A 12,583-nucleotide genomic window follows, 5' to 3' on the forward strand; every position below is an offset into this window, starting at 1 on the left:
AGAATATGATGATCATCCTATTTTCAGTGAAGGAATTCCATGCGCCGGCTCCGACCTTTCCCCCTCGCGGTATGTTTGTTGCCCTTGGCCCTGACCGCGTGCGGGGATTCCTCCAGCGCAAAAGATCCACGTACCTTGGCGCCGATTGTCAGATCGGCGGCGGTGCAACCGGCAGAAAATGGATCTCGATCATTCACCGGAGTCGTCGCCGCGCGCACCCAGGGCGATCTGGGCTTTCGCGTTTCGGGCAAGGTGCTCGAGCGTCTGGTCGATACCGGGCAGACGGTCAAGCGCGGCCAGCCGCTGATGCGCCTCGACCCGATCGACCTCGGCCTGCAGGCGCGAGCCCAGCAAGAAGCGGTGAGCGCCGCTCGCGCCCGAGCCATACAGACTGCCGGTGACGAAGCGCGCAATCGCAAACTTGTCGCCGCCGGCGCTATTTCGGCATCGGCCTACGATCAGTTCAAAGCCGCCGCTGACACCGCCAGGGCGCAGCTCAATGCCGCTGTGGCGCAAGCGGACGTAGCGCGCAACGCCTCGGGTTACGCGGTTCTGGTGGCGGACGCTGATGGCGTGGTGGTGGAAACCCTCGCCGAGCCGGGGCAAGTCGTCAGCCCGGGACAACCGGTGGTGCGGCTGGCGCGGGCCGGTCAGCGGGAGGCCATCGTCCATCTGCCCGAGACCTTGCGCCCCGCGCCGGGCTCAACCGCTCAGGCAAAACTGTATGGCGATACGTCGGCTGCCGTGAGCGCAAAACTGCGTCTGCTTTCCGATTCGGCCGACAGCACAACTCGTACTTTCGAGGCGCGCTATGTGCTCGAAGGCAGTTTGGCCAATGCGCCAATCGGCTCGACGGTCACCGTCGAAATTGCTCAGGGTTCTTCGCCAGATCAGGCGCTGAAAGTGCCGGTCGCCGCGATCTACGACCCGGGCAAAGGCCCCGGCTTGTGGGTCATCGCCGGCACACCGGCGAAAGTGAGCTGGCGCCCGGTCGAGGTGCTGGGCTTGAGCGATGACTCGGCCCGTGTCGCTGGCCAGCTCAACGTCGGTGAGCCGATTGTCGCGCTGGGCGCGCATCTGCTGCGTGATGGCGAAGAAGTGCGCTTGCTTGCCCGCGACGATGGCCAGATTGCCGGGAGTCGTCCATGAGCGAGGGCCGGTTCAACCTTTCCGCCATCGCCGTGCGCCAGCGCGCAATCACGGTGTTTCTTATTTTTCTCATCGCCGTTGCCGGCGTTCTGTCGTTCTTCAAATTGGGCCGGGCGGAAGACCCACCGTTCACGGTCAAGCAGCTGACCGTCATCACCGCGTGGCCAGGAGCGACCGCGCAAGAGATGCAGGATCAGGTCGCCGAACCCCTCGAAAAACGCTTGCAGGAACTGAAGTGGTACGACCGCTCGGAAACCTACACGCGTCCGGGACTGGCATTCACCGTGGTCTCGTTGCTCGACAGCACACCGCCATCGCAGGTGCAGGAAGAGTTCTACCAGGCACGCAAGAAGCTCGACGATGAAGCGATCAGGCTGCCGGCGGGTGTCATCGGGCCGATGGTCAACGACGAGTTCTCCGACGTGACCTTCGCGCTGTTCGCCTTGAAAGCCAAAGGCGAGCCGCAGCGCTTGCTGGTACGCGATGCGGAGACGTTACGCCAGCGCCTGTTGCACGTGCCGGGGGTGAAAAAGGTCAACATCATCGGCGAGCAGGCCGAGCGGATATTCGTCTCGTTTTCCCATGATCGGCTGGCGACGCTGGGCTTGGCGCCACAGGACATCTTCGCCGCGCTGAACAATCAGAACGTATTGACGCCCGCCGGATCGGTCGAAACCAAAGGGCCGGAGGTATTTTTGCGCGTCGATGGCGCGTTCGACACGTTACAGAAAATCCGTGACACGCCTGTGGTGGCGCAGGGACGAACACTCAAACTGTCTGACGTGGCCACGGTCGAACGCGGCTACGAAGACCCGGCGACCTTCCTCGTGCGCAACAACGGCGAAGAAGCCTTATTGCTCGGCGTGATCATGCGCGAGGGCTGGAACGGTCTCGATCTGGGCAAGGCGCTGGACGCCGAAACGGCCAGGATCAACGAGGAAATGCCCTTGGGCATGACCCTCTCCAAAGTCACCGATCAGGCGGTGAATATCGACTCGGCCGTCGGTGAGTTCATGGTCAAGTTCTTTGTCGCGCTGCTGGTGGTCATGCTGGTGTGCTTTCTCAGCATGGGCTGGCGTGTCGGCGTGGTCGTCGCAGCGGCGGTGCCATTGACCCTGGCGATCGTGTTTGTGGTGATGGCGGCCACCGGCAAGAACTTTGACCGGATCACCCTCGGTTCGCTGATTCTGGCGCTCGGCTTGCTGGTCGATGACGCGATCATCGCCATTGAAATGATGGTGGTGAAGATGGAGGAGGGCTACGACCGCATCAAGGCTTCGGCCTATGCCTGGAGTCATACGGCAGCGCCGATGCTGGCCGGCACGCTGGTCACGGCGATTGGCTTTCTGCCCAACGGTTTTGCGCAATCAACGGCGGGCGAATACACCAGCAACATGTTCTGGATTGTCGGCATCGCGCTCATTGCTTCGTGGGTCGTCGCCGTGGCTTTCACGCCGTACTTGGGCGTGAAGCTGTTGCCGGACATCAAGAAAGTCGAAGGCGGGCATGGGGCAATCTACGACACGCCGCGCTATAACCGCTTCCGGCGGATTTTGACGTGGGTGATTACCCGGAAATGGCTGGTGGCCGGTGCGGTGGTCGCGCTGTTTGCTGTTGCGATCCCAGGAATGGGGCTGGTGAAGAAGCAGTTCTTTCCAACCTCGGACCGCCCCGAAGTGATGATCGAAGTGCAGATGCCTTACGGCACGTCCATCGAGCAGACCAGCGCCGCTGCGGCCAAAGTCGAAGCCTGGCTGCAAAAGCAGGAAGAGGCCAAAATCGTCACGGCCTATATCGGCCAGGGTGCGCCACGGTTTTTCCTGGCGATGGCGCCGGAGTTGCCGGATCCATCGTTCGCCAAAATTGTCGTGCTGACCGAGAGCCAGGAAGCCCGTGAAACTCTGAAGTTGCGTTTGCGCGAAGCGGTCGCCGCAGGGCTTGCCCCGGAGGCCCGTGTGCGCGCAACGCAAATCGTCTTCGGTCCGTATTCACCATTCCCGGTGGCCTACCGGGTGATGGGGCCGGATCCGGCAAAGCTGCGCGACATCGCCGAGCAGGTCAGGGCGGTGATGCAGGACAGCCCGATGATGAGAACCGTCAACACCGACTGGGGGTCACTGACGCCGACGCTGCACTTCAACCTGAATCAGGATCGCTTGCAGGCGGTGGGGCTGACGTCCAGCGCGGTGGCCCAGCAGTTGCAATTTCTGCTCAGCGGCGTGCCGATCACGGCGGTGCGCGAAGACATCCGTTCCGTGCAGGTCGTCGGTCGTGCGGCGGGCAATATCCGCCTGGACCCGGCGCAGATCGAAGGCTTCACCCTGGTTGGTGCGGCGGGGCAGCGCATCCCGTTGTCGCAGATCGGCGAGGTCGAAGTGCGCATGGAAGACCCGATCCTGCGGCGCCGCGATCGCACGCCGACCATCACCGTCCGTGGCGACATCGCCGAAGGTTTGCAGCCGCCGGACGTTTCCGGCGCGATCATCCAGCAGTTGCAGCCGATCATCGAAAACCTGCCTTCCGGCTACCGGATTGAACAGGCGGGCGCCATCGAAGAATCCGGCAAGGCCGGCAAAGCGATTCTGCCGTTGCTGCCGATCATGATCGCCATGACGCTGCTCATCATCATCGTCCAGGTACGCTCGATCTCAGCGATGATCATGGTCTTCCTTACCTCGCCGTTAGGCTTGATCGGTGTGGTGCCGACGCTGCTGATCTTCAACCAGCCGTTCGGCATCAATGCGCTGGTCGGGTTGATTGCGCTGTCGGGGATTCTGATGCGCAACACGCTGATTCTGATCGGGCAGATACATCACAACGAGCAGGAAGGGCTGGCGCCGTTCCATGCCGTTGTCGAAGCGACAGTGCAACGGGCGCGGCCGGTGTTGTTGACCGCGCTGGCGGCGATTCTCGCGTTCATTCCGCTGACCCACTCGGTGTTCTGGGGCACGCTCGCGTACACGCTGATCGGTGGCACGTTTGTTGGCACCATCATCACGCTGGTGTTTCTGCCGGCGATGTATGCGATCTGGTTCAGGATTCGGCCTGAGCGCTGACATCGAGCACGATTTTTCCCCGGGTGTGTCCGGCCCAGCTTTGTTTAACCGCGTCGACAACTTCTGTCAGCGGTACCACTTGAGCCTCAAGGCTGAGCTTGCCGGATGTGAACAGCGCGGCAATCTCGGCCAATTGGCTGCCATCGGAGCGGGTGGCGAAATTTTTGCCACTCACACGGTGCTCGCTTGCCTTCTGTGCAGAGGGTGCGCTTACGGGGGAAACCAGAACGCCCCCGCGCTTGATCACACTCCATGAACGGTTCTGAGTTTCGCCGCCGACCAGATCAATGACCGCATCGAGGTCAGCAACGCTGTCTTCGAATTTAGCCGTGGTGTAGTCAATCACCTCATCGGCGCCAAGTGAACGCAGATAGTCGTGGTTCTTCGCAGAGCTGGTCGCGATCACATAAGCACCGGCAAGGCGGGCGAGCTGGATTGCGAAGCTGCCCACGCCACCTGAGCCGCCGTGAATGAGGACTTTTTGACCTGCCTGAATTCCGGCGTGTTCATGCAGAGCTTGCCAAGCGGTCAGCGCTGCCGCCGGCACGCCGCCGGCTTCTTGCAACGATAGTGTTGTCGGCGTGTGGGCCAGACGATCTGGCGTTGAGAGGGCCTGGGTCGCATATCCGCCGGTAATCCCGATAAACCCGAACACCTTGTCGCCAACGACAAAGTCTCTGACATTCCTGCCCACCGCGGCGACTGTGCCTGAGACTTCCACGCCAGGCGTGTAGGGCAGTGGCAGAGGAATGAATTGCTGCATGGCACCGGAGAGGATTTTCCAATCGATTGGATTGATCCCACTACCGGCAACATTGATTAACACCTGATCGTCATTGGGTTTCAGATCCGCAAGTTCTTTGAGCTCCAGCGCTTCTGCCTGGCCGTACTGCGCGACTTGGATCGCTTTCATGATTCTCTCCGTTGTGATGGTCAAGGCTCGTCGGAAGGAATGGACGTGCCGGCGATTCGATTAGTGGCGACGTGCGTCGAGGCTGAAACGCCCTGCGCCGAAAGAAACGATCTGCAAGAGCCCACCGGCCATGGCGATATTCTTGAAGAAGTGAATGAACTGATTCTGGTCCGCCAGGGCGTTATGGAAAATCAGTGCGGTCAGTACGCTGAAAATCGCCAACAGCGCTGCGGTGGTACGTGTGCGATAACCGGCGATCAACGCTACGCCGCCGAGAACCTCGACAGCAATCGCCACGCCCAACGCCAGTTCGGGAAAAGGCAACCCGACAGAGCCGATGTAGCCAATCATCATGGCCGGTGCCGCGATTTTCGACAGGCCCGAAAGAATGAAGATCGCGCTCAGAAGAATCCGCCCGATCAAGGAAACGGTGCTGTTGAGGTTGGAAGACGTTGAGGCAGTGACGCTGGAAATTGTGGCTGCGTGGGACATGACGTGGATTCCGCTGATTTCAGCGCTTCACCATGAAGCGCCGTTGTGGAGCAGATGATGTCATCGCGAGGCTTTGCGCAATAGCCGACAAGTTTCGATGATCAGGTTCGAAAAACTAGAAATGCAGCAGAAATCGAAGTGGACCTTCCACTGTGGTCAGCGACGTGTGTTGGGGAGCAGGATCAGGCAAATGTCGCGGATTAATCGGATAACAGTGGCGGGGCGGATTCGGTACGTTGGTCTCGAACGCGGTTCAGCCGAATCCTGAACCGCCGCTATCTAGAGGAGTACTGCAATGAACGAGACTAAGGTTTGGTTGGTTACAGGCTGTTCCACCGGGTTCGGTCGCCACATCGCCACGGCGCTGCTGAATGAGGGTGAGCGTGTGGTGGTCACGGCGCGCAACACACAGCAGATCGAGGATCTGGCCGCCCTCGGCGACGCTTTGATTCTGCCTCTGGACGTGACCGATCCGGCGCAGGCGATGCAGGTCGTACAGGCGGCCGAGCATCGCTTCGGGCGAGTGGACGTGCTGATCAATAACGCCGGCGTCGGCTATTTCTCATCGATAGAAGACAGCGACGATGGGGCTGTTCGGCGGATGTTCGAGGTCAACTACTTCGGCACGGCCCATATGATTCGCGCGGTACTGCCTGGCATGCGCAAGCGGCGCACCGGCATGATCGTCAACCTCACATCGGTAGGCGGTCTGGTCGGGTTCGAAGCGGTCGGCCACTACTGCGCGACGAAGTTCGCCGTTGAGGGCCTGTCGGAAAGTCTGCGCGCCGAAGTTGCGCCACTGGGTATCGGCGTGATGACCGTTCAGCCCAGCGCCTTCAGAACCCAATGGGCGGGGTCTTCGGGCGCTGCGCAAACGGTGGCCGAGGATTATCAGGCAACCGCCGGCGCTGCGATGCGCGCGTACCAGCAATCTGTTGGCAATCAAGCTGGCGACCCAGACAGGGCGGCAGCGGCGATCTACGCCGCGGTTACCTGCGCAGCGCCGCCGGCGCGCCTGCTGTTGGGCAATGAAGCCTATGAGGCAGCGCAGGCGAAGCTTGCCGCCATGGGCCGCGAGTTCAGCGCATGGGAGTCTACCGCCCGTGGCGCGGACTTCCCGACGGCCTGACAGGCGAAGCCCGCACTGATGGCATGGACGCTACAGAATCAGGCAAACACCTGAGAGGAGTGAGTTAACGGGGACGACGCGGTGCGGGAAAAACTGGGCGAGTGAGTTGACTCGCCCAATTTTGAACGGCATTTACCGAGGAGTATTTGTATGAATTCGTCGTCCCCGTCCCGACCTTTCATGTGGCTCTGCGCATTCGCAGCGGGGGCCATGATCGCTAATCTCTATTATCTGCAGCCGATCCTGTCGTTGGTAACGGGGGCATTTGGTATTCCGCTTGCCACGTCCGGCCTGCTGGTGAGTTGCGCTCAACTTGGCTACACGCTGGGCATTGTGCCGGTCGTCCCGCTCGGTGACGTCCTCGAAAGAAGAGCGCTTCTGAGCCGGATGTTTACCATCAACGCATTAGCGCTGTTTGTGGCTGCGGCCAGCCCGAATTTCTTGCTGTTCTGCGCCGCAGTGTTGATCAGTGGAGTCACGGCATCCGCTGCCATGTTGATTGTGCCGTATGTAGCGTCCATCGCAGCCGAGCATCGGCGCGGTCAAGTGATCGGCGTGGTGATGACCGGGGCCTTGCTCGCGATACCGCTGTCGTGGCTGGTCTCCGGCGGTATCGGCAACGCGGCAGGTTGGCGCTTGGTGTACGCCAGCGCCGGGTGCGCGGCGCTGATCCTGCTCATGCTGCTCAGAATCACCTTGCCAACCGAGCCCGAGCGCCGAGGCCAGCCCGTGCGTTATGAGCAGTTGATGCGCTCGTTGTGGCAACTCATCCTCGAGTACCCAGCGCTTGCTCGCCGGGCGCTTTACGGTGCGCTGGGAATGGCCAGCTTCAGCATGTTGTGGACTGGATTACCAATACTGTTGTCGCAACCGCCGTTCAATTTTTCGACTTCGAGCATCGGACTGATCGGGCTCACGGGAGTGACTGGCGCGTTGATTCCCGGTGTGGTTGGCCGGCTCTGTGATCATGGCTACCGGCACGCGCTGGCATTCGGGTTGGCCTCGTTGATGATACTGGCCTGGGCAGTGCTGAGCTTTGCGGCGACAGGGCTCTGGATAATTATCGCTGCCGCAATGGCCTTGAACGTTGGCGTAATGGGCTTGCAGATCACCCATCAATCGGTCATCTACAAACTGGCCCCCGCAGCCAACTCACGGATTACCGCGGTGTTTATCAGTATCAACTTTGTTGGCGGCGCTATTGGCTCCGCAGTTGCAAGTTTCGGTATTCGGTATGTCGGCTGGGAAGGGCTGTGCCTACTGGGCGCTGCTTTGCCCGCGGCTCTTGTGCTGGCCTATGCATTGAAGGAACGGCCCTTTGCCCGCGTTGCGGTTCAATGAACATGCAAATGGGCGGCGAGGAAATCCATCAGGGCTCTTACGCGTGCGGGCAGATGTCCGCCTTGGCCGACGTAAATCGCATGAATCTCCGTGACGCTTGCAGGCACGAATGGTTGCAGGACGCAAACCAACCTTCCGGCAGCCAGGTCATCTGCAACCTGGCAGAACCCCAGCCTGGCTAGCCCTGCGCCCAGCACCGTCAATTCACGCAAGGCGTCGCCATCGCTGACGCGCAGATTGCCTTTTACCGGGTACATACGTTGCTCGCCGCTCTCGTCGAGCAAGGCCCACTCCATGGCGGGAGGCGAAAAGGTGAAACCCAGACAGTTGTGATCGGCAAGGTCTTGAGGCACCAGCGGAGTGCCCTTGGCCGCCAGGTAGTCAGGAGATCCTACGATCAGCCCTCTGGATTGCCCGAGTCGTTTCGCCACAAGGTTGGAGTTCTTGAGCGCTCCGGTGCGTATGGCGATATCCGCACGTGCTTCGATGAGATCGACCACCTCATCGGTGAGGAAAAGTTCGACGCTGACCCCAGGATGTTGATTCATGAACAAGTTGATGATGGGAAGAAAAAGCTGGCGGCCGATACCCACATTACAGCTGATTCTGACCACGCCCTGCGGTGCAGAACTGGCAGATGCTTCGCGTTCCGCTTCGTCAAGATCGGCCAGTATGGCAACGCTGCGTTCGTAAAAAGCCATTCCTTCTGGCGTCAGCAGTTGCTTGCGCGTGGACCTGTTCAGCAAACGTGCGCCAAGACGGCTTTCCAGGCGCGTCATGAGCTTGCTCACGGCAGAGGGGGTTATCGCGCAAGCTCTTGCGGCCGCTGAATAACCTCCGCGTTCCACCACTTTAACGAACACGCTCATCTCGGCGAAGCAATTGATATCCAGTCGTCGCATGTGAACTCACGTCATAAATCGTGTGCCTGGGCACGGGCTGTTTATCTACCATTTCGCGCGCCTAATATTTTGCCAACGCGATATGGAACGGTTGCCGACTTTGCAAGCAAAGAAGTGGCCACTTCCAACCATCGCGCTCTTGCTGTCACGTTGTTTTCTCTAACCGTAGAACATTGCCAAGTTGATAGCTGCTCGGAGGCTGAAATGACTCACACACTGCAATTAGTACTGATCCATAACAGCAACCAGTCCAACGGCGTAGACACGGCGTTGGTGCAATGGATTACCGCCGTGGTGCAAGACCGCAGCGAATTTGCGTTGAGCGTGGTAGAGCCGTTTGACCTGAGATTTATAGACGATTTTTCGGAACAACCCGGTCGTCGAGTGTGCTTGAGAGCGCTAGCGGCAGCAGATGCCTATATCGTCTTGGTGCCCGCACGTCACCTTGGTTACCAGCATGGATTGAAAGTCTTGATGGCGCGCTGGCCTGAACACCTCCAGGGACGACCTTGTTCATTTGTTGGTTATGGCACCACGACCGGCGGGGAGGATGAGGTCGACGAGCTTGGATGCGAGTTGTTGAAGCTGCAGGCCATGCCTGTTGGTGGCTATGTGAAGTTCGCTGAGATTGCCGAGCGTCTCGAACAAGGCCTCGGACTGGAGCACTTTGCGCAAGCACGGGTTTCGATGGCGCAGTTGTTGATCCAGCTGGCCTGGTGGGCACGGGCGCTGAAAGATGCGCGGGCCTTCTCTCCTTTGCAGAAGTTCGCGTAGTCCTTCGCTTAGACGTTCTGCGAGCGCCTGGAGCATTGGGCAAAACCTGCGCAGGAATTGCATAACGGCACCGCGCCGCGACTTTTTACTCTTGCTTCAAATCCTGCTGAACGGCAGGAAACTATGATCTGAAAACAGGAGTTCTAAAATGTCCGATGTCGAAATTCGCGTAACCCCTGATGCGCAAGAAAACGCCACGGCAAATCCAGCCGGCGATCAGGGCAAGTACGTTGGCATGTGGGTGACAGCCGACGGTCATATTCGCCATGAGTTGCTGCCAGGAGGGCGATATGACGAGGCTCGCGGTCGGCAAAAAAGCGCTTATCAAGGGCGCTACTGGCTGGAAGGCGACCACATCGAGTATGTGGACGATACTGGCTTTACCGCAGACGGAGAGTTTCGAGATAACGTGCTGTACCACGCGGGCATGGTGTTATATCCCGAGCGCTGACGCATAAGCCGGAATGAACATTCCGGCTTTTTTATTAGTGTCGTATTACAGATTCTGTGGGCGGAATTGATCGCGCAAATCCAGGGTTTCGCCCGCCACCATAAATTTCCCCTGCCCGCGGTAATGCAGGGTTTTGGGGTTTTTCACCGACGTAGCCACATGCGCCTTGACCACTTCCCACACGAACAGACCGTACTCGCCGATAAGATTGGAGTCGAACAGCTTGCACTCGAAATTGGCGTAGCACTCTTTGATCAACGGGGCCTTTACCCGTTCTGCGGGGGCGGCTGTGAGGTCAAATTGGGCAAACTTGTCGATGGCGCCACCGCTGCTGTTGCCGACGGCAACAACCTGGTCCACCAATTCGACGGTGGGCACGTTGATGACGCACTGCTGGCTGTTGTGGATCAGCTCGTAGCTGTGGTTTGCACTCCAGATGTAGCAGCCAAACAGGGCGGGGGAGAACTGCATCATCATGTGCCAACCCATGGTCATTATGTTGGTTTCACCTTGCCAGGCGGAGGTCACCAGGACGATGGGGCCGGTTTCCAGATGCTGGCGAACCTCGCTCAAAGGGAAGTCGGATTTTCGAAATGCGGTCATGGCGCCTCCGGGGATCAAAAGAGGATAAACAGTTGTTGTCAGTCGCTTTCGACAATTCAACTTTCCTGCTTTTTGACATGCATCTCTCCGGCAGCCTTGCTCAGGCTGTCGGATTTTTGCTCTTTTCCCTGAATTGCTTACGTCGGCAAGAGCTGTTCGCCGAACCGCTTGATCAGCCACTGCCCAGCCGGACCGGGCGGCGAGTCGGTTCGATAAATCGCATCGAAGGCATAGGTGCCGCCTTTACAGTCGGGCATATCAAGCTCGACCAGGCGTCCTTCGTCCAGGTCAGACTGAACCATGGGCACCGGCATATTCCCCCATCCGATGCCCTCTTTGAGAAGCATGTGTTTGGCGCCCAGATCCGCCAGTCGCCAAGTGCGAGTGCTCACGACGGCAAAGTCCTTGTCACCCGTAAGCGTTGAACGATCCGATAGCACCAATTGAACAAACTCTCTGGCAGCGCCAGGGGATTTGGAACACTCGGTTGCAAGCGGGTGTGCAGGCGCGGCGACCGGTATCAATTGAACACTGCCCACGCCGATGCGCTCGATGCCGTCCAGGCCAATGTCCAGCGGACCGCTGATGCCGACTCCAGCTTTCTTCTCCATCACCAGTTGGGTCACTGCCCCCAAGGCTTCCATGTGCAAGTGCAGAGTGACTGTGGGAAATTCTTCCCTGAAGGTCCTCAACGCATCGACTACTCGCTCGGCAGGGAGCATTACATCGAGCGCGAGGTGAACTTCTGCTTCAAGCCCATGCAGCAAACCGGAGACTTTTGCGCGCAGCCCATTTACGCCGTTGGTAATAGTGCGTGCTTCAGCCAGGACGGTTCGACCTGCCTCCGTCAGTTGCGGTTTGCGCGTGGTTTTGCGGTCAAACAGTGAAACCCCGAGCTGCATCTCCAGATTGGAAATGGAGTAACTCACCACCGATGTCGCGCGATGCAGTTTTCTGGCCGCAGCGGCAAAACTGCCCACTTCTACAACCGTCAGAAATACTTTCAGTTGATCAAGCGTTGGTGTTCCTGGATCGGAGATCATTTCTACTGTCTCGAACGTTTGGGGAGTACTTGTCCTGATTTTGCAGACAGCAGCATATACGCAAGATTGAGCACTTGATCGGCTCTAACAATCAATTGACCGGTTTGTTTCTTCGGCAAGCCATTCGCTGCGCGTGATCTCCCACACCTCCACAGGCATCGGCCCCGACACAAACTGGCCGTCCCGTCTGTCAACCATCCGCATGCCTTCATCTTCGGAAATCTTGCGCGAAGCGTGGTTGGCGGCGGCCTTGGGCACCTGCATCAATGGGCGCATCAAGGTGTCGAACCAGAAGGCATTGATCACCTTGCAGGCCTCGCGCATGTAGCCGTTGCCCTGAAACTGAGGGGCGAGCCAGAAGCCTCGATGGTTACCCGGTTGATCAAACAGGCTGATACTGCCGATGCAGCTCTCGGGCTGAACGCGGGTGCGGATCATCCAGTGCCATTCCTTTGCGGCAGCCATCGCGGGGAGCGCGACATCGCGGACGTAAACAAGCGCGCCGTCGTCCGGATACGGCCACGGAACGCGGCTGTCGAGATAGCGCACGACCTCCCATTGCGGAAACAATTGTTGCACCGCCGCTGCATCGCTCAGTTGCAGCGGCGTGAGGATCAAGCGGCGGGTGTAAAGCGTGGGGATGCAATCCATGGCAATCAATCCTTGCGAGCAGTGGCGGGCAGGACCGGTACTCTCTCAAACGAGCAGTTCAAGTGTCGAGCGACCTGTG

12 protein-coding genes are annotated in these 12,583 nt (G+C 59.2%); 6 read left to right on the forward strand and 6 right to left on the reverse strand.

Annotated features, from left to right (window positions below):
- Positions 1-39: 39 nt before the first annotated feature.
- The gene (locus NF676_RS11835; protein WP_252887762.1) at positions 40-1,149 is read left to right on the forward strand and encodes an efflux RND transporter periplasmic adaptor subunit; all 1,110 of its coding nucleotides are present in this window, start codon (positions 40-42) and stop codon (positions 1,147-1,149) included.
- A complete protein-coding gene (locus NF676_RS11840; RefSeq protein ID WP_252887763.1) occupies positions 1,146-4,205 on the forward strand; it encodes an efflux RND transporter permease subunit in 3,060 nt (1,019 codons plus the stop codon). The genes NF676_RS11835 and NF676_RS11840 overlap by 4 nt, the downstream gene beginning before the upstream one ends.
- Here the strand turns inward: NF676_RS11840 and NF676_RS11845 are convergent.
- Together NF676_RS11845 and NF676_RS11850 are read right to left on the reverse strand one after the other, a co-directional pair.
- Positions 4,183-5,118, reverse strand: coding sequence for an NADP-dependent oxidoreductase (locus tag NF676_RS11845; RefSeq protein ID WP_252887764.1), 936 nt, complete (start codon positions 5,116-5,118; stop codon positions 4,183-4,185). The genes NF676_RS11840 and NF676_RS11845 overlap by 23 nt on opposite strands.
- Positions 5,119-5,178: 60 nt before the next feature.
- On the reverse strand, positions 5,179-5,610 hold the full coding sequence (locus tag NF676_RS11850; RefSeq protein ID WP_082228565.1) for a DoxX family protein: 432 nt from the start codon (positions 5,608-5,610) through the stop codon (positions 5,179-5,181).
- A gap of 295 nt (positions 5,611-5,905) precedes the next feature.
- On the opposite strand from NF676_RS11850, the gene NF676_RS11855 reads away from it, so the two are divergent.
- Both NF676_RS11855 and NF676_RS11860 read left to right on the forward strand, forming a co-directional pair.
- Positions 5,906-6,739, forward strand: coding sequence for an oxidoreductase (locus NF676_RS11855; RefSeq protein ID WP_056785051.1), 834 nt, complete (start codon positions 5,906-5,908; stop codon positions 6,737-6,739).
- A 210-nt stretch (positions 6,740-6,949) separates the two neighbouring features.
- Positions 6,950-8,080 carry an MFS transporter gene (locus tag NF676_RS11860; RefSeq protein ID WP_252887765.1) on the forward strand — a complete coding sequence of 377 codons (1,131 nt, stop codon included), beginning with the start codon at positions 6,950-6,952 and terminating at the stop codon, positions 8,078-8,080.
- Here NF676_RS11860 and NF676_RS11865 read toward each other — a convergent pair.
- Entirely contained in the window at positions 8,074-8,982 is a 909-nt protein-coding gene (locus tag NF676_RS11865; protein WP_252887766.1) for a LysR family transcriptional regulator, read from the reverse strand. The two genes, NF676_RS11860 and NF676_RS11865, sit on opposite strands and share 7 nt — an antisense overlap.
- Positions 8,983-9,186: 204 nt before the next feature.
- Between NF676_RS11865 and NF676_RS11870 the strand changes: the two genes are divergently transcribed.
- The gene (locus NF676_RS11870; RefSeq protein WP_016774391.1) at positions 9,187-9,756 is read left to right on the forward strand and encodes an NAD(P)H-dependent oxidoreductase; all 570 of its coding nucleotides are present in this window, start codon (positions 9,187-9,189) and stop codon (positions 9,754-9,756) included.
- 235 nt (positions 9,757-9,991) lie between these two features.
- Positions 9,992-10,207, forward strand: a complete 216-nt coding sequence (locus NF676_RS11875) for an Atu4866 domain-containing protein (protein ID WP_056786820.1) — start codon at positions 9,992-9,994, stop codon at positions 10,205-10,207.
- Between the two features lie 45 nt (positions 10,208-10,252).
- Here the strand turns inward: NF676_RS11875 and NF676_RS11880 are convergent, their stop codons facing one another.
- The 3 genes from NF676_RS11880 to NF676_RS11890 form a co-directional block, all read right to left on the reverse strand.
- A complete protein-coding gene (locus NF676_RS11880) occupies positions 10,253-10,810 on the reverse strand; it encodes a flavin reductase family protein (RefSeq protein WP_056785061.1) in 558 nt (185 codons plus the stop codon).
- Positions 10,811-10,947: 137 nt separating this feature from the next.
- Positions 10,948-11,853: a LysR family transcriptional regulator gene (locus tag NF676_RS11885; protein ID WP_024012654.1), complete on the reverse strand. Its 906-nt coding sequence runs from the start codon at positions 11,851-11,853 to the stop codon at positions 10,948-10,950.
- A gap of 84 nt (positions 11,854-11,937) precedes the next feature.
- Positions 11,938-12,504: a GNAT family N-acetyltransferase gene (locus tag NF676_RS11890; RefSeq protein ID WP_056785063.1), complete on the reverse strand. Its 567-nt coding sequence runs from the start codon at positions 12,502-12,504 to the stop codon at positions 11,938-11,940.
- Positions 12,505-12,583: the final 79 nt, after the last annotated feature.

It is taken from the genome of Pseudomonas siliginis (genome assembly GCF_024072275.1).
Lineage (GTDB): Bacteria > Pseudomonadota > Gammaproteobacteria > Pseudomonadales > Pseudomonadaceae > Aquipseudomonas > Aquipseudomonas siliginis.